The 16,889-nt window shown below is 58.4% G+C and carries 18 protein-coding genes; 13 read left to right on the top strand and 5 right to left on the bottom strand.

Features of this window, described 5'->3' with window-relative positions; translation table 11 throughout:
* The first annotated feature begins 83 nt into the window (after nucleotides 1-83).
* A complete protein-coding gene (locus AACY25_RS01665) occupies nucleotides 84-1,550 on the top strand; it encodes a glyceraldehyde-3-phosphate dehydrogenase (protein WP_339522129.1) in 1,467 nt (488 codons plus the stop codon).
* Between the two features lie 114 nt (nucleotides 1,551-1,664).
* Here the strand turns inward: AACY25_RS01665 and AACY25_RS01660 are convergent, their stop codons facing one another.
* The gene (locus AACY25_RS01660; RefSeq protein WP_339522127.1) at nucleotides 1,665-2,225 is read right to left on the bottom strand and encodes a chalcone isomerase family protein; all 561 of its coding nucleotides are present in this window, start codon (nucleotides 2,223-2,225) and stop codon (nucleotides 1,665-1,667) included.
* 268 nt (nucleotides 2,226-2,493) lie between these two features.
* Between AACY25_RS01660 and AACY25_RS01655 the strand changes: the two genes are divergently transcribed.
* The 9 genes from AACY25_RS01655 to sthA all read left to right on the top strand — a co-directional run bounded on the left by AACY25_RS01655 (nucleotide 2,494) and on the right by sthA (nucleotide 11,118).
* Nucleotides 2,494-3,831 carry a Na(+)-translocating NADH-quinone reductase subunit A gene (locus AACY25_RS01655; RefSeq protein ID WP_339522126.1) on the top strand — a complete coding sequence of 446 codons (1,338 nt, stop codon included), beginning with the start codon at nucleotides 2,494-2,496 and terminating at the stop codon, nucleotides 3,829-3,831.
* Nucleotides 3,832-3,834: 3 nt separating this feature from the next.
* Nucleotides 3,835-5,046: an NADH:ubiquinone reductase (Na(+)-transporting) subunit B gene (locus AACY25_RS01650; RefSeq protein ID WP_339522125.1), complete on the top strand. Its 1,212-nt coding sequence runs from the start codon at nucleotides 3,835-3,837 to the stop codon at nucleotides 5,044-5,046.
* Nucleotides 5,039-5,827, top strand: a complete 789-nt coding sequence (locus tag AACY25_RS01645; RefSeq protein WP_339522124.1) for a Na(+)-translocating NADH-quinone reductase subunit C — start codon at nucleotides 5,039-5,041, stop codon at nucleotides 5,825-5,827. The genes AACY25_RS01650 and AACY25_RS01645 overlap by 8 nt, the downstream gene beginning before the upstream one ends.
* Nucleotides 5,824-6,498: an NADH:ubiquinone reductase (Na(+)-transporting) subunit D gene (locus AACY25_RS01640; protein ID WP_339409754.1), complete on the top strand. Its 675-nt coding sequence runs from the start codon at nucleotides 5,824-5,826 to the stop codon at nucleotides 6,496-6,498. The genes AACY25_RS01645 and AACY25_RS01640 overlap by 4 nt, the downstream gene beginning before the upstream one ends.
* Nucleotides 6,498-7,106, top strand: a complete 609-nt coding sequence (nqrE, locus tag AACY25_RS01635; protein ID WP_090387314.1) for an NADH:ubiquinone reductase (Na(+)-transporting) subunit E — start codon at nucleotides 6,498-6,500, stop codon at nucleotides 7,104-7,106. The genes AACY25_RS01640 and nqrE overlap by 1 nt, the downstream gene beginning before the upstream one ends.
* A gap of 15 nt (nucleotides 7,107-7,121) precedes the next feature.
* Nucleotides 7,122-8,348 (top strand): NADH:ubiquinone reductase (Na(+)-transporting) subunit F, encoded by a 1,227-nt coding sequence (nqrF, locus tag AACY25_RS01630; protein WP_339522123.1) that lies wholly within the window; start codon nucleotides 7,122-7,124, stop codon nucleotides 8,346-8,348.
* Between the two features lie 2 nt (nucleotides 8,349-8,350).
* The gene (locus tag AACY25_RS01625; protein WP_339522122.1) at nucleotides 8,351-9,376 is read left to right on the top strand and encodes an FAD:protein FMN transferase; all 1,026 of its coding nucleotides are present in this window, start codon (nucleotides 8,351-8,353) and stop codon (nucleotides 9,374-9,376) included.
* Entirely contained in the window at nucleotides 9,373-9,600 is a 228-nt protein-coding gene (gene nqrM, locus AACY25_RS01620) for a (Na+)-NQR maturation NqrM (RefSeq protein ID WP_305589444.1), read from the top strand. Before AACY25_RS01625 ends, nqrM begins: the two co-directional genes overlap by 4 nt.
* Before the next feature lie 123 nt (nucleotides 9,601-9,723).
* Nucleotides 9,724-11,118, top strand: coding sequence for a Si-specific NAD(P)(+) transhydrogenase (gene sthA / locus AACY25_RS01615; protein WP_339409748.1), 1,395 nt, complete (start codon nucleotides 9,724-9,726; stop codon nucleotides 11,116-11,118).
* Between the two features lie 159 nt (nucleotides 11,119-11,277).
* On the opposite strand, the gene AACY25_RS01610 is transcribed toward sthA, so the two are convergent.
* The 3 genes from AACY25_RS01610 to AACY25_RS01600 are packed head-to-tail and all read right to left on the bottom strand — an operon-like array spanning nucleotide 11,278 to nucleotide 12,887.
* The gene (locus AACY25_RS01610; RefSeq protein ID WP_339522121.1) at nucleotides 11,278-11,994 is read right to left on the bottom strand and encodes a glycerophosphodiester phosphodiesterase; all 717 of its coding nucleotides are present in this window, start codon (nucleotides 11,992-11,994) and stop codon (nucleotides 11,278-11,280) included.
* Entirely contained in the window at nucleotides 11,991-12,293 is a 303-nt protein-coding gene (locus AACY25_RS01605) for a phosphodiesterase (protein WP_339522120.1), read from the bottom strand. The genes AACY25_RS01610 and AACY25_RS01605 overlap by 4 nt, the downstream gene beginning before the upstream one ends.
* Nucleotides 12,294-12,311: 18 nt before the next feature.
* Entirely contained in the window at nucleotides 12,312-12,887 is a 576-nt protein-coding gene (locus AACY25_RS01600; protein ID WP_339409744.1) for a PilZ domain-containing protein, read from the bottom strand.
* Between the two features lie 94 nt (nucleotides 12,888-12,981).
* Here AACY25_RS01600 and AACY25_RS01595 point away from each other — a divergent pair, with 94 nt between their 5' ends.
* From AACY25_RS01595 to AACY25_RS01585, 3 genes are read left to right on the top strand one after another with little or no spacing between them, the layout of a single operon-like run.
* On the top strand, nucleotides 12,982-14,232 hold the full coding sequence (locus tag AACY25_RS01595) for a lipoprotein-releasing ABC transporter permease subunit (protein ID WP_339522119.1): 1,251 nt from the start codon (nucleotides 12,982-12,984) through the stop codon (nucleotides 14,230-14,232).
* 37 nt (nucleotides 14,233-14,269) lie between these two features.
* Nucleotides 14,270-14,953 (top strand): lipoprotein-releasing ABC transporter ATP-binding protein LolD, encoded by a 684-nt coding sequence (lolD, locus tag AACY25_RS01590; RefSeq protein WP_339523787.1) that lies wholly within the window; start codon nucleotides 14,270-14,272, stop codon nucleotides 14,951-14,953.
* Nucleotides 14,953-16,197, top strand: coding sequence for a lipoprotein-releasing ABC transporter permease subunit (locus AACY25_RS01585; protein WP_339522118.1), 1,245 nt, complete (start codon nucleotides 14,953-14,955; stop codon nucleotides 16,195-16,197). The genes lolD and AACY25_RS01585 overlap by 1 nt, the downstream gene beginning before the upstream one ends.
* 51 nt (nucleotides 16,198-16,248) lie before the next feature.
* Here the strand turns inward: AACY25_RS01585 and AACY25_RS01580 are convergent, their stop codons facing one another.
* Nucleotides 16,249-16,782, bottom strand: a complete 534-nt coding sequence (locus AACY25_RS01580; RefSeq protein WP_339522117.1) for a DUF2062 domain-containing protein — start codon at nucleotides 16,780-16,782, stop codon at nucleotides 16,249-16,251.
* Nucleotides 16,783-16,889 lie beyond the last annotated feature (107 nt).

Raw genomic sequence — 16,889 nt, 5'->3', positions numbered from 1 at the left:
ATGTGCGGTGTCAGTTACGACAGTCGTGCATTGCTCATGCTTGCTTGCGCCGTCATAATGTAGCCCCTTTTTTCAGCCCCTACATGTGGAAGGTACTGCCCGTGACTCAGAAGCCCGACCAGTGTCTCGGTGAGTGGATCGATCGAGAAGCCCTTGCGGAAGCGATGATTCCGATGATTGGCCAACTCTACCGTAACAACAACGTGGTCACCTCGATCTACGGCCGTGGTCTGATCAACCGTTCGGTGATCGACATTCTCAAGGCCCACCGCTTCGCGCGTCACCGTCTGGCTGGCGACAGTGAATTGTCGGTGCACGATACCTTCCAGGTGCTCAAGGCCATGAGCGAACTCAAACTGGGTGCCGCTTCGGTGGACCTGGGCAAGATGGTCAGCAAGTTCAAGACTGAAGGCCAGGGCCGCAGCATTGAGCAGTTCGTCAAGGACGAGCTGGTCGAAGTAGCTGGCACGCAGAATAGCGAAGCTCGCGAAGGTACCGACGTGGTGTTGTACGGCTTCGGTCGTATCGGCCGTCTGCTGGCGCGCATCCTGATCGAGAAAACCGGTGGTGGCGACGGTCTGCGTCTACGCGCCATTGTTGTGCGCAAGGGCGCGACCAATGACCTGGTCAAACGCGCCAGTTTGTTGCGCCGCGACTCGGTACACGGCAAGTTTGATGGCACCATCACCATCGACGAAGAAAACAGCACTCTGACCGCAAACGGCAACCTGATTCAGGTGATCTACGCAAAGTCGCCGGCCGAAGTCGACTACACCCAGTACGGCATCAAGAACGCTCTGCTGGTCGACAACACGGGTGTTTGGCGTGACGCCGATGGCTTGGGCCAGCACCTGGCCTGCCCAGGTGTTGATCGCGTAGTGCTGACCGCGCCGGGTAAAGGCGCGCTGAAGAACATCGTGCACGGCATCAACCACGGCGAAATCACCCCGGACGACAAGATCATCTCGGCCGCTTCCTGCACCACCAACGCCATAGTACCGGTGCTTAAGGCGATCAACGATCAGTACGGCATCGTCAACGGTCACGTCGAAACCGTTCACTCGTACACCAACGACCAGAACCTGATCGACAACTTCCACAAGGGCGACCGTCGTGGTCGCAGTGCACCGCTGAACATGGTGATCACCGAAACCGGCGCCGCCACAGCTGCTGCCAAGGCACTGCCAGTGCTGAAAGGCAAGCTGACCGGCAACGCCATTCGCGTACCGACGCCGAACGTGTCGATGGCCATTCTCAACCTCAACCTTGAGAAAGCCACCACCCGCGAAGAAGTCAACGAGTACCTGCGCCAGATGGCCATGCACTCGGACCTGCAGAAGCAGATCGACTTCGTCCAGTCGCAGGAAGTGGTGTCCACTGACTTCGTCGGCTCGCGCCACGCCGGTGTGGTTGATGCTGAAGCCACCATCTGCAATGACAACCGCGTTGTACTGTATGTGTGGTACGACAACGAGTTCGGTTACAGCTGCCAGGTGGTTCGCGTGATGGAAGACATGGCCGGGGTCAACCCACCAGCTTTCCCGCGCTAAGCGCAGGCGATGCATGAAAATGGGAGCTTCGGCTCCCGTTTTTTATGGCTTGCGGTCCGAGGACGTCACCCTGTGCGACGTTAAATGACTCTCGGCCATTCTTACCGTCTGGCATTAGTCGGCCAGCAGGCTGGTACGCAATTTATCCGACAGGCCGTTAGGCGACAGCCAGATGCCCAAGTAGGCCTTGGCCAGTGCCGGGTCCTGGCTGGTGTAGGCGACTTTGCCGTTTACTTCCAAGGTCAGGCCGCTGTCTGCGTTGAGGTTCAGGGCGTAACGGTCACCTGGGCGAATATCCCTGAACGTGGCATGTAGGGCATCTACTTCGGGGCGAAGGCGCTGCAGTGTGGTCGCGTCGTGCTGGCGTTCGAGCGTGACCCAGGCTGCTTTGATCACGTCTTGGCTGTCGATGTTACGGAAGTAATAGAGCTCCAGGCGTTGTGTGAGTGGCTGGGCGGCTGCCTGGCTGGCGCTGGCCTCGCTGGGGGCATAGAAGGCCGCAGCATAGACATCGGCCCACAGGTAGGTCAGCACGCTTTGGTTCTTGCGCTCCAGGCTGTTCTGCTCAAGCTGGTGAGTGCTGGCGAAGTTGGCTTCTTGCAGGCGTTCGCGGTTGTTGGCGAATAACTCGCTGCTCAGCAGCATCAGGATGGTAAGCGCGATTAGCAGGCGCATGGCAGTGCTCCGGTGGTCTATTAGTCTTATGTCGCGCGCGACGGCTTTGCAGTCAAGCCGGCATCTGTTGCCTTCTGTTACGTTAAACCGGATAAAAGCAAGCGCTTGGGTGGCCAGTGGCCGAAGGTGCGACTTATAATCGGCCAGATTTTTTCCCGCGACCGACATCCTGCCTAGCGCCCGATCTGTTTTGGCGTTGCGCCGCATTTTCTGCGTTGGTGTCGTCCGTATTCTAAAAAAGCTTATAAATCAGTGGTTAGGCAAACCTATGATCAAAATTAAACATGGGCTTGATTTGCCCATAACAGGCGTGCCGGCGCAGCGCATTGAGGCTGCAAGGCCGGTGCGTAGCGTCGCCGTCATAGGCTTCGATTATCACGGTATGAAGCCTTCGATGGAGGTCCAGGTCGGCGACCGGGTCAAGCTTGGCCAGGTGCTGTTCTCGGACAAGAAGTCGCCAGGCGTGCAATACACCGCTCCAGCCGCAGGCGTGATCAGCGCCATCCACCGTGGTGAAAAGCGCGTGCTGCAATCCGTGGTTATCGATGTCGAGGGCGATGAGCAAGTCACCTTTGATCAGGTAGCGGTTGACCAGTTGGCGACTGTTGGCGACGCCAAAGTGCGTGAAGTACTGCTGCAATCGGGCCTGTGGACCGCACTGCGTGCCCGCCCATTCAGCAAGGTGCCGGCTGCTGATGCACGGCCCAGCTCGATTTTCGTCACGGCCATTGATACCCAGCCGCTGGCAGCCGATCCGGTTGTGGTGATTGCCGAGTATGCCGACGACTTTAGCAATGGTCTGCAAGTGCTGAGCAATCTGGCCAAGGTGTTTCTGTGCAAGGCTGAAGGTACCAGCTTGCCTGGTGAGCAGCTGAGCAACGTGCACACCGAAGCCTTTGCTGGCCCGCACCCTGCGGGTTTGCCGGGCACGCACATCCACTTCCTAGATCCGGTCAGCGCCACCAAGAGCGTCTGGTCGATCAACTATCAGGACGTGATTGCCATCGGCAAACTGTTCACCACCGGGCAGCTCTGGACTGAGCGCGTTGTTGCGCTGGCCGGCCCCGTGGTTGAGCAGCCGCGCCTGCTGCGTACCCGCTTGGGTGCCAGCCTCAGCGAGCTAACGGCAGGTCAGCTGCAGCCTGGTGTCAACCGGGTTATTTCCGGTTCGGTGCTGGGTGGCCGTAATGCTCAGGGCGCTTTCGCTTTCCTCGGTCGCTATCACCTGCAGGTGTCCTGCCTGGTTGAAGGGCACGAGCGTGAGCTGATGCATTACCTGCGTGCCGGGGTAAACAAGCACTCGGTGATGAACATTTTTGTGTCCAAGCTCAATGCCGCGAAGAAGTTCGCCTTCTCTACCACCACCAATGGCAGCCCGCGCGCCATGGTGCCAGTGGGCAACTACGAAGCCGTGATGCCGCTGGATATCCTGCCGACGCAACTGCTGCGCTACTTGATTGTCGGCGACACCGAGATGGCTCAGAAATTGGGCTGCCTGGAGCTCGACGAAGAAGACCTGGCGCTGTGCACCTATGTGTGTGCCGGTAAGTATGAGTACGGCCCGATCCTGCGCGATAACCTCGCCCGTATTGAGAAGGAGGGTTAAGTCATGGGTATTCGTGCATTCCTCGATAAAATCGAGCACAACTTTGAAAAAGGCGGCAAGTACGAGAATTGGTACGCCCTCTATGAGGCTGTCGACACCTTCTTCTATCGCCCTGGCAGCGTAACCAAGACCACCGCCCACGTGCGTGACGGTATCGACCTCAAGCGCATGATGATCACCGTGTGGCTGTGTACCTTCCCGATGATGTTTTTTGGGATGTGGAACACCGGTTACCAGGCCAACCTGATTTTTGCTAACAACCCTGAGCTGCTGACGGCACAAGAGGGCTGGCGCTTTGCGCTGATTGGCTCGCTGGCCGGCTTCGACCCGGGCAGCCTGTGGGATAACTTTATCCAGGGCGCGGCGTATTTCCTGCCGGTGTATGCGACGGCCTTTATCGTCGGCGGCTTCTGGGAAGTGCTGTTTGCGTCGATCCGTAAGCACGAAGTCAACGAAGGCTTCTTCGTCACCTCTGTGCTGTTCGCCCTGATTCTGCCGCCGAGCATTCCGCTCTGGCAGGTCGCACTGGGTATCAGTTTCGGTGTGGTGATTGGCAAGGAAGTGTTTGGTGGTACCGGCAAGAACTTCCTCAATCCGGCGCTGACCGGCCGTGCCTTCCTGTTCTTCGCTTACCCGGCGCAGATGTCCGGTGATGCGGTGTGGACTGCCGTCGACGGCTTTGCCGGTGCTACTTCGCTGAGCCTGGCGGCGGCGGGTGGTATCGACAATGTAGTGAGCAATGGCATTACCTGGATGAGCGCTTTTGTTGGCACCATTCACGGTTCGCTCGGTGAAACCAGCACCCTGGCAATCTTGATCGGCGGTGGCGTGCTGCTGATCACCAAGATCGCTTCCTGGCGCATCGTCGCCGGTGTGATGCTGGGGATGATTGGCCTTAGCCTGCTGCTCAATTCCATCGGCTCGGCTACCAATCCGATGTTTGCCATGCCTTGGTACTGGCACCTAGTGGTGGGTGGCTTTGCTTTCGGTATGTTGTTTATGGCCACCGACCCGGTGTCGGCGTCCATGACCAATACCGGCAAGTGGATTTTCGGTGCCTTGATCGGTGTGATGGTGGTGCTGATTCGTGTGGTCAACCCGGCGTTCCCGGAAGGCATGATGCTGGCGATTCTGTTCGCCAACCTGTTCGCACCGCTGATCGACCACTTTGTCGTTCAAGCCAATATCAAGCGGAGGCTGGCACGAAATGTCTAGTCAAAAAGAATCCACCGTCCGCACGCTGGTGGTGGCCCTGTTGGTCTGTCTGGTGTGCTCGGTGTTTGTCGCCGGTGCAGCCGTGGCGCTGAAACCGACCCAAGTGGACAACCGTCTGCTGGATAAGCAGCGCAGCATTCTGGCGATTGCCGGTCTGGGCGATGCCAGCATGTCTAGTGCTCAGGTCAAGGACATGTTCAAAGGCACTATCAGCGCCAAGCTGGTGGACCTGGAAACTGGCAAGTTCTCTGACGCCCATGACCCAGTCACCTTCGATCCGCTTAAGGCGTCCAAAGACCCGAAAATGTCTGACGTGCTTCAGAGCAGCGAGGACATTGCCGGGATCAAGCGTCAGGAGCGCTTCAGCACCGTGTATGTGGTGGAGAAGAATGGTCAGGTTGAAACCCTGATCCTGCCAGTGCGCGGTTACGGTCTGTGGTCGACCCTGCATGGCTTTATCGCGGTCAAGGGTGACCTGAATACTGTGGTCGGCATGGGCTTCTACCAGCACGGCGAAACGCCAGGCCTGGGTGGCGAAGTCGACAATCCAAAGTGGAAAGGCCAGTGGCCAGGCAAAACCCTGTTCGATGAGGACGGCAAACTGGCCGTGCAGATCGTCAAGGGTGGCGTCGATCCACAAAGTCCCAAGGCCGTGCATCAAGTTGATGGCCTGGCAGGCGCTACCCTGACCAGCAATGGGGTGGACAACTTGCTGAAGTTCTGGCTGGGCCAGAATGGCTTCGGTCCGTTTATCGCGAACCTGCGTGCAGGGGAGGCTTGATCATGTCGCAGCCGACTATTAAAGAAGTCCTGCTTAACCCGATTTTCAACAACAACCCGATTGGCTTGCAGATCCTCGGTATCTGCTCCGCCCTGGCGGTGACCTCGAACCTGAAAACCGCGCTGGTGATGTCTGCCGCGCTGACCTTGGTAACCGGGTTCTCCAACCTGTTTATCTCGATGATTCGCAGCCAGATCCCAGGCTCGATCCGCATGATCGTGCAGATGGTGATCATTGCCTCCTTGGTGATCGTGGTTGATCAGGTGCTGAAGGCATATGCCTTCAGCCTATCCAAGCAGCTCTCGGTGTTTGTCGGTCTGATCATCACCAACTGCATCGTGATGGGCCGCGCAGAAGCCTTTGCCATGCAGAATCCGCCAGTGGTGTCGTTCTTCGATGGTATCGGTAACGGTCTGGGCTATAGCGCCATGCTGGTTGCCCTGGGCATCATTCGTGAGCTGTTTGGTGCGGGCAAACTGATGGGTTACGAGATCATCCCGGTGATCAACGACGGTGGCTGGTACCAGCCTAACGGCATGCTCTTGCTGCCGCCTTCGGCGTTCTTCCTGATCGGTCTGTTTATCTGGGGTATTCGCGTCTGGAAAAGAGACCAGATCGAGAAGCCGAGCTTCAAGATGGCGCCTCAGGTATCCAATAAGGAGGCCTACTAATGGAGCACTACATCAGCCTGTTCGTCCGTGCGGTGTTCGTTGAGAACATGGCGCTGGCGTTCTTCCTTGGCATGTGCACCTTTATTGCCATCTCGAAAAAGGTCGAAACCGCCATTGGTCTCGGTATTGCCGTAGTGGTGGTGCTGGGTATCACCATGCCGGTGAACAACCTGATCTACACCAATCTGCTCAAGGACGGTGCACTGGCCTGGGCCGGTTACCCCCAAGTCGATCTGAGCTTCCTTGGCCTGCTGACCTTTATCGGCGTGATCGCGGCGATCGTCCAGATCCTCGAGATGACCCTGGATAAGTACGTGCCCTCGCTGTACAACGCCCTCGGCGTGTTCCTGCCGTTGATCACCGTGAACTGCGCCATCATGGGTGGCTCGTTGTTTATGGTCGAGCGTGACTACAACCTGGCGGAAAGCACCGTCTACGGTGTCGGTGCCGGCGTTTCCTGGGCCTTGGCGATTGCCGCGCTGGCGGGTATTCGCGAGAAACTCAAGTACAGCGATGTACCTGAAGGTCTGCAAGGATTGGGCATCACCTTTATCACCATCGGTCTGATGTCTCTGGGCTTCATGTCCTTCTCCGGCGTGCAGTTGTAAGGACGGGATGAATAGATGATCAATTTCGAGATTTTCATCGCCATCGGCATGTTCACCGGCATTGTGCTGGCGTTGGTGCTGATCATTATCGCGGCGCGCGCCAAGCTGGTTTCCAGCGGTGACGTAAGCATCGAGATCAACGGCGAAAAAACCATCGTGGTGCCGGCTGGCGGCAAGTTGCTGCAGACACTGGCTGCCAACAATATTTTCCTATCCTCGGCTTGTGGCGGCGGTGGTACCTGCGCCCAGTGCAAGTGCGTGGTCGAGCACGGCGGTGGCGAAATGCTGCCGACCGAAGAGGCCGCCTTTACCCGCCGCGAAGCCAAAGCTGGCTGGCGCTTGTCCTGTCAGACTCCGGTCAAGCAGGACATGAAGATCGAAGTGCCGGAAGAAGTCTTCGGCGTGAAGAAGTGGGAATGCACCGTTGAGTCAAACCCTAACGTGGCCACCTTCATCAAAGAGCTGACATTGAAGCTGCCGGAGGGTGAGAACGTCGATTTCCGCGCCGGTGGTTATGTGCAGCTGGAGTGCCCGCCGCACGAGGTTTTCTACAAGGACTTCGATATTCAACCGGAATATCGCGGCGATTGGGACAAGTTCAACCAGTGGAAGTACGTGTCCAAGGTTGAAGAGACGGTCATCCGCGCTTATTCCATGGCCAATTACCCGGAAGAAGTCGGTCTGGTTAAGTTCAATATCCGTATTGCTTCGCCGCCACCTGGCAAAGATGATTTGCCGCCGGGCAAGATGAGCTCCTATGTGTTCAGCCTCAAGCCAGGCGACAAAATCGACGTGTACGGCCCATTTGGTGAGTTCTTCGCCAAGGACACCGAAGCTGAGATGGTGTTTATCGGTGGCGGTGCCGGTATGGCGCCGATGCGCTCGCACATCTTCGACCAGCTCAAGCGCTTGAAGTCGACCCGCAAGATCAGCTTCTGGTATGGCGCACGCTCCATGCGTGAAGCCTTCTACAACGAAGAATATGATCAGTTGCAGGCCGAGAACCCCAACTTCAAGTGGCATCTGGCACTGTCCGATCCGCTGCCGGAAGATAACTGGACCGGTCTCAAGGGCTTTATTCACAACGTGCTGTACGAAAACTACCTGAAGGACCATCCGGCTCCGGAAGAGTGTGAGTTCTACATGTGCGGTCCGCCCATGATGAACGCGGCGGTGATCAAGATGCTGGTCGACCTGGGTGTGGAGGAGGAGAACATCCTGCTCGACGACTTCGGCGGTTAAGCATGAGCCATGTGCTACTGCGGCCCGTTATCGCTGTCAGCTTGCTGACAGCCCTAACGGGCTGTTGGTTTTCAGAGCGTGTAGAAGAGTTCGGTGGCCCGACCATGGGCAGCACCTACACCGTTAAATATGTGCGCAGCAAGGATTCGCCGAGCCTTGAGTTGCTCAAGCGCGAGACCGATGCAATCCTGGCTGAGATTGACGTGCAGATGTCAACCTACCGCGATGATTCCGCAATCGAACAATTCAACCAGACTCCGGCGGGCACCTGTCAGGCGATGCCGGCCGGGGTATTGGAATTAGTTGAGGCTGGGCGTGCGCTGCATAAGCAAAGTGCTGGTGCGTTCGACTTGACTCTGGAACCGCTGCTTAACCTTTGGGGCTTCGGACCCAAGGCTAGGGCCGAGAGAGTGCCAACGCCGGAGCAGTTAGCCGTCGCTCGTGAGCGTATCGGTATGCAGCACCTGCGTCGCGAAGGTGAGCAGCTGTGCAAGGATGTTGATGTACAGGTCGATTTCAACAGCATTGCCGCTGGCTATGCGGTGGACAAGATCGTGCAGCGTTTCAATGAGCTGGGCGTGACCAGTTATATGGTTGAGGTCACCGGGGAGCTCAAGGCTGCAGGCAAAAAGCCGGATGGTCAGCCTTGGCGGATCGGCCTGGAAGCGCCGCAGGACGGCCAGCGTGTCGCTCAGCGTGTGCTTACCGTCGATGGTTACGGCATTTCCACCTCGGGTGATTACCGCAACTACTTCGAGGAAGAAGGACAGCGGTATTCGCACACCCTCGATCCGTTGACCGGTGCGCCGATCATCCACAAGCTGGCTGCGGTAACCGTGGTGGATAAGTCGACCTTGCGTGCCGATGGCTTGTCTACAGTGCTAATGGTGATGGGTACTGAGCCTGGCCTGGCATTTGCTGAGCGCATGGGTATTGCGGCGTTTTTCGTGACCCGTGAAGGTGACGCTTTCGTCACACAGACTACTCAGGCTTTCGAGCAGCTATTCGCTGCAGGAGACGAGCAATGACATTTTTAGTGGTTTTTCTGACCATGCTGCTGGTAGTGGGCATGATGGCCGTGGGCGTGATGATGGGGCGTAAGCCCATCGCTGGCTCGTGCGGTGGTATCGCCAACCTAGGCATCGAGAAGGAATGCTCGATTTGTGGTGGCAGCCGCGAGAAATGCGAGGAAATCAACAGCGACCCGCAAGGCAAAACCGCAGCCTTGGCCTACGACGCGACCAAACGCTAATCGTCCTGTGGCCGGCTTAGCGGCTAGGCTTGCAGCGAACGAACTGTTGCCAGGCTGCATACGCAGCGTTGGCCCTGCCGAGAGCTCGGTACAAGAGCTCCGGTGTGATCTGAAGGAGTAAACATGGCGGTCTACAACTACGACGTAGTGGTGTTGGGCTCTGGCCCGGCAGGTGAGGGCGCGGCAATGAACGCGGCCAAGGCCGGGCGCAAGGTGGCCGTGGTCGACAGCCGTCGTGAAGTCGGTGGCAACTGCACTCACTTGGGCACCATCCCGTCCAAGGCGCTGCGCCACTCGGTGCGGCAGATCATGCAGTTCAACACCAACCCGATGTTCCGCCAGATCGGCGAGCCGCGCTGGTTCTCCTTCCCCGATGTACTGAAAAGTGCTGAGCGGGTGATTGCCAAGCAGGTGAGTTCGCGTACCGGTTATTACGCGCGTAACCGCATCGATGTGTTTTTCGGCACCGGTAGTTTTGCTGATGAACACACCATCGAAGTGGTCTGCGCCAATGGCGTGGTGGAAAAGCTGGTGGCCAAGCAGATCGTCATTGCTACCGGTTCGCGGCCTTACCGCCCGGTGGACGTCGACTTCCACCACCCGCGTGTCTACGACAGCGATACCATCCTCAGCCTTGGCCATACTCCGCGCCGCATCATCATCTACGGCGCCGGGGTTATCGGCTCCGAGTACGCCTCGATCTTCAGCGGGCTGGGTGTGCTGGTCGATCTGATCGACAACCGCGACCAGTTGCTGAGCTTCCTCGATGCGGAAATCTCCGACGCCTTGAGCTACCACCTGCGCAACAACAACGTACTGATTCGTCATAACGAAGAGTACGAAAGTGTTGAGGGCGTAGAGAACGGGGTGATTCTGCACCTTAAGTCCGGCAAGAAGATTAAGGCCGACGCCTTCCTCTGGTGCAACGGCCGTACCGGTAACACCGACCAGTTGGGCTTGGAAAATATCGGTATTAAGGTCAACAGTCGCGGGCAAATCGAAGTCGACGAGACTTACCGTACCGAAGTGCCGACCGTCTATGCGGCGGGCGATGTAATCGGCTGGCCGAGTCTGGCCAGTGCGGCGGCCGACCAGGGGCGCTCGGCTGCTGGTAGCATCGTCGACAATGGCAGCTGGCGCTTCGTCGATGACGTGCCGACCGGTATTTACACCATTCCGGAGATCAGTTCGATCGGTAAAACCGAGCGCGAGCTGACCCAGGCCAAAATCCCCTACGAAGTCGGCAAGGCATTCTTTAAAGGCATGGCCCGTGCGCAGATTTCTCACGAGCCGGTGGGCATGCTCAAGCTACTGTTTCACCGCGAAACTCTGGAAGTTCTGGGCGTGCACTGCTTCGGTTACCAGGCATCCGAGATTGTGCATATCGGCCAGGCGATCATGAATCAGAAGGGCGAAGCCAACAGCATCAAGTACTTCGTCAACACCACGTTTAACTACCCGACTATGGCGGAAGCCTATCGGGTTGCGGCGTTCGACGGCCTCAACCGGCTTTTTTGAGCGGCTCCGGCCGGTGGCCTGAGCCGGCCGGGGAGAACCCGTTCAGCGACTCCTGCGACTGGCGTTGGCCTAATCGCGAAAGTTTCTGATCAGGCTTAACGAAAAACCGGCCCTTGCGGCCGGTTTTTTTCGTTTCTGTAGCTGGGGCTATCCGGGAGGTTATTCCAGGGTTGTCACGGCCAGGCCGGGAAAGTCGGTGATGATGCTATCTACACCGAAGTCTGCCAGGCGGCGCATCAGTGCTGGTTCGTTGACCGTCCACACCGAGACATGCAAACCGGCTTTCTGCGCCTTGAGCAGGCGCTCTGGGGTGCACAGCGTCCAGTTCAGGGCGAGCAGGTGGCAGCCGTAATGCTTGGCAACCTTCAATGGGTCGAGCCAGGCGTATTCGGCGACCAGTCCGCGTTGCAGGTGCGGAGTCAGACGCTGCAAGGCACCGAGCACTTCGCGGGAGCTGGAGGTTACGGTGACCTTGTCCGTCAGCTTGTAGCGCTCGGCCAGCTCGGCAATCGCCTTGACCATGCGCGCCGAGCGAACCTTCGAGGCGCTTTTGACTTCCAGCTGCCAGTGCTCGAAATCGCAGTGCTGGAACAGCTCTTCCAGTCGTGGAATTGGGCAGGGCGTAACTGCGCCAGGGCCGCCTTTGCGGGCGTCATAGGTCACCAGCTCGGCGGCGTCATGTTCGACGACCTTGCCGCGGTGGCCGGTGGTGCGCTTGAGGGTCGGGTCGTGAATCACCATCAGCTCGCCATCGCGCGACAGGTGCAGATCCAGCTCGCAGCGGCGTACGCCATGCTTGAGGCATTGCTGGAAGCTGGCCAGGGTGTTTTCCGGTACCTCGCCTTTGGCGCCGCGATGTCCATAGATAACTGTCACTGTTGCTCCTTGTCAGGCAGGGCTGCGCCGGGCTGGTGATGACGCACGCTGTTGATCACGTGTTTATGCTCGAAGTAGACGCTGAATTCGCGGTAATCCCAGCGGGTGATCGGCGGGTTGCCGACGCTGGGGTGCTCTTCATCGGCCAGTCCGAAACGCTCAAGCACGGAGCGTTGGGATTCGCCGAACTGCGGCAGCTGCAGCGCCCTTCCACCTTGCTGGCCGATGGGGATTTGCAGGGTGTCAGCATTAGCGCCGAGAGGCAGGAGCAGGGCGAGAAGCAGAAACAGACGGGGCATGATGGCTCGCTATCAGGGTTACAGGGGCTGCTCGCGGGCCTGGCGACGTTCCAGGGCCTGGCGTTGTAGGATATGCCGGGCAAGTAGCTGGCGTTGAGCATCGCTCAGGGCCTCGAATTCTGCGCCAATTTCAAACTGCTGCGAGGGCAGTGGTTGGCAATGCACCACCTTGGCCCTTAGCAATAGGCCCAGGGCCTGCGGCATCAGCACCATCTTCACCGCTAGGTGCGCGCCAGTTGCCACGGGCTGAGGGTTATTAAAGCTGACGCCACCCTCGGACAGGCTGACCTTGCGCGGCGTGCCGATGTCGCGCAGCAGGCTTTGCGCCACGGCCTGGCCGAGCAGGTCGATACGCTTGTTCATCACCTTGAGGTAATTGGCCAGGGTGCGATCACGCTCGGTGATGTGCCGCAGCAGATGCTGCGACTCGAAGTCCATCAGGTGCAGATCGCTGAGCAGGTTGAATAGTGGGGAGCTGTCGTGAAGCTCGTCACTGGCCAGGGCTTCTGCGCCCGAGAGCAGGGTGAATTCCAGTGCGATCGTATCGTCGATACGATAGTATTCGCGGCGATCATCTTCATCTTGAGTCGGCATGGCGAACCCATGGCAGCAGTAGTGGTCAGAGTGTAAGGCTGCTCGCCAAGCCCCGCCACAAGGACGTTTCTTTTTCCCTCGAATCAGCCCTCACATGTTCAGACCTCTGTTCGTATTTATCGGCACGCGCTACACGCGGGCCAAGCGTCGCAACCACTTCGTATCCTTTATTTCCCTGACCTCAATGATCGGGCTGGCACTTGGTGTGCTGGTGATGATCCTGGTGTTGTCGGTAATGAATGGCTTCGACCATGAAATGCGCACCCGGGTGCTCGGTATGGTGCCGCATGCCACCGTGGAAAGTGCCACCCCGATCAAAGATTGGCGCAGCCTAGCCGAACAGGCGCAGAGCAACCCGCAAGTGCTGGCGGTTGCACCCTTCAGCCAGATGCAGGGCTTGCTGACCAGCGATGGCAAGGTGCAGAAAGTGCTGATCAATGCGGTCGATCCGCTTGAAGAGGCCAAGGTCTCGATCATCGGCGATTTCTTTAAGCAGGGCCGCCTTGAGGCGCTGCAGCCCGGCGAGTTCGGCATGGTGCTGGGCGACAAGGCCGCGGCCAAACTCGGCGTTGGCATGGGTGACAAGGTCACCTTCGTTGCCCCGGAAGTGACGGTCACTCCGGCCGGTATGTTTCCGCGTCTCAAGCGCTTTACAGTGGTCGGCATTTTTCATGTCGGCGCCGGCGAGATCGACGGCCACCTGGCCCTGACTCATGTGCAGGATCTGGCACGTTTGCAGCGTTGGCAGCCCGACCAAGTGCAAGGTATTCGCCTGAAGCTCGCCGATCTGTTTGAGGCCCCGCGTACGGCCTGGGCGCTGGCGCAGACCTTCGGTGAGGGCGATTACTATGCCCGCGACTGGACCCGCACCCACGGCAATCTGTACCAAGCGATCCGCATGGAAAAGGCCATGATTGGCCTGTTGTTACTGCTGATCGTTGCGGTGGCCGCGTTCAATATCATTTCCACGCTGGTGATGGTGGTTACCGACAAGAAGGGCGATATCGCGATTCTGCGAACCCTCGGCGCGACCCCACGGCAGATCATGGCGATCTTTATGGTCCAGGGCACGGTGATCGGCGTATTTGGTACGGCTGTCGGCGCGCTGCTGGGCTGTATCGCTGCCTTGAATATCAGCAGTGCGATTGCCGCGCTGGAAGGGCTGTTGGGGATCAAGTTCCTTAATGCCGATGTGTACTTCATCGACTACCTACCTTCGCAGCTGATGCTGGCCGACGTGCTACTGGTCTGTGGCGCGGCATTGATTCTGAGTTTTTTCGCCACTCTGTACCCGGCCTGGCGCGCGGCGCGTACCCAGCCCGCGGAGGCGCTACGTTATGAGTAATCAGGTTATGAATGATCAGGTTATGAGTGATCCAGCTATGCAAGATCGTGCAGTTCTTAGTTGTCGCAATCTCGGTAAAAGCTACGACGAGGGCCCGCAATCGGTGGTGGTGCTGGATGGTTTGCAGCTGGAATTGCACCCCGGCGAGCGCGTGGCAATTGTCGGCAGTTCCGGCTCGGGCAAGAGCACCTTGCTGAATATGCTCGGCGGTCTGGATACGCCGAGTACCGGCAGCGTCTGGCTGGCGGGCGAGGAATTGTCGGCGCTGAACGAAAAGCAGCGCGGCCTGTTACGTAATCGCGCCCTGGGCTTCGTCTATCAGTTTCACCACCTGCTGCCGGAGTTCACCGCGCTGGAAAACGTCTGCATGCCGCTGCTGATTGGCCGTACGCCGATCAGCGAAGCACGCGAACGCGCCACAGCGCTGCTGGAGCGCGTTGGCCTGGGCCATCGCCTGGCGCACAAACCGTCAGAGTTGTCCGGGGGCGAGCGTCAGCGTGTGGCGATTGCCCGCGCGCTGGTCAATCAGCCAGGCTTGGTGTTGCTCGATGAGCCCACCGGTAACCTTGATCACCACACCGCGCAGGGCATTCAGGACCTGATGAAAGAGCTCAGCAGCGCCTCGCAAACTGCCTTCCTCGTGGTGACCCACGATATGGAGCTGGCGCAGAAGATGGACCGCATCCTGCGTCTGGAAGACGGCAAGTTGGTGGCTGCCTGATGTTTCGTCCGCTGAGTATCTTTATCGGTATCCGCTATACCGGGGCCAAGCGGCGCAACCACTTTATTTCCTTTATCTCGATGACCTCGATGATCGGCCTCGCCCTCGGTGTGCTGGCGATGATCGTGGTGCTGTCGGTGATGAACGGTTTCCAGAAGGAAATGAGCACGCGCATCCTTGGCATGGTGCCGCATGCCAGCATTGCCGGCAGCCAGCCGCTGGATGATTGGCAGCAGGTTGCTGCTGCTGCGAAGAGCAACCCGCAGGTGGTCGCCGCAGTGCCGTTTGCCGAGTTGGAAGGAATGCTCTCGGTGCGTGGTGCGATGCAACCGATACAGCTGCATGGCGTTGATCCGGCGTTGGAACCGCAGGTATCGATCATCGATAAGCATATGCAGCAAGGCCGCCTGAGCGATTTGCGTGAAGGCGAGTTTGGTGTAGTGCTGGGTGAGATCACCGCGCGGCGTTTCCAGCTGCGCGTGGGCGATAAGCTTGCGCTGATCGTGCCGGAGCTGAGCAGCGTGCCGGGTGGTATCAGTCCGCGTATGCAGCGTCTCAACGTGGTCGGCATCTTCAAGGTGGGGGCCGAGCTGGACAGCTCGCTGGCGCTGATTCATGTCGCTGATGCGGCGCATATCCAGCGCATGCAGCCAGGCCAGGTGCAGAGTGTTCGGCTTAAGCTGAAGGATCTGTATCAGGCGCCGCAGGTAGCCGCGCAGATTGTTGGCGAGCTGGGCGCAGGTTATAGCTCCGCCGACTGGACGCTGACCCAGGGCAGTCTGTTCAGTGCGATGAAAATGGAAAAAACCATGATCGGCCTGTTGCTGCTGCTGATCGTTGCGGTGGCGGCCTTCAATATCATCGCCACGCTGATCATGGTGGTGGCAGACAAGGGCGCGGATATCGCCATCCTGCGCACCCTGGGCGCGACGCCGGGGCAGATTATGGGCATCTTTATGGTTCAAGGTACGGTTATCGGCGTGATCGGTACGGTGATCGGCGCGGTGTTGGGGATTCTCGCGGCGCTGAATGTCAGTCAGCTGGTAGGCTGGATCGAGCGCTTGAGTGGCCAGCAGGTGATGAGTTCGGACGTGTACTTCATCAGCAATCTGCCTTCTGAGCTACTGCTGTCTGATGTCCTGTTGATCTGCGGGGCGGCGTTCAGCCTGAGCTTTCTGGCTACCGTTTACCCGTCCTGGCGTGCCGCGCAGATTCAGCCGGCCGATGCGCTGCGTTACGAATAAGCTACGCTGGCATAAACAAAAAAGCCGTTACTGAGTAACGGCTTTTTTGTGTCAGTTTGGTGCGTCTTGCTGAAGGCGTTTTTCCTGGCGTTTGCGCCAGTTATGCCGCACCCACCAGCGCCAGTAGGCGTTAGTGCCAAAGTAGCCGATCAGGGCGAGCAGTAGCCCCAGCACCAGAGACCCCAGATACAGCGGCTGCCAATGCGTTTGCAGCACATGGCCGACCCAACCAAGGGTGATGTGATCAGGCATTTTCAGAGTAGGTGTGCTCATCAGCCAGGCGCCAAATTTATAGCTGCAATAGAACACAGGCGGCATGGTGATCGGGTTGGTCAGCCAGACTAGGCCAATCGAGATCGGCAGGTTGCCCCGAGCCGGAATGGCTACGGCGGCAGCGGCAGCCATTTGCATGGGTATGGGAATCATCGCCCAGAACAGGCCAATGGCCATGGCGCGTGAAACAGAATGTCGGTTGAGGTGCCAGAGGTTGGGGTCGTGGATCAGACTGCCCAGAAAGCGCAGGGATTTATTGCCCTTGATGCGGTCTGGGTGGGGCATGTAGCGCTTGAATAAACGACGCGGCATGAAGGCTCTCTGGCAGGTAAAAGCGCCGATATTATGCACCCTTTGATGACCGTCCGCTGTCCGACTTTGTGACAGCAAATATGCAAAAGCTGATCGACAGGTTAAAT

The organism is Pseudomonas sp. EA_35y_Pfl2_R111 (assembly GCF_963970955.1).
In the GTDB taxonomy this organism is placed as follows: Bacteria; Pseudomonadota; Gammaproteobacteria; order Pseudomonadales; family Pseudomonadaceae; genus Aquipseudomonas.
Note: the sequence above shows the minus strand (reverse complement) of the source record. Positions and strands in the feature narration are given on the sequence as shown.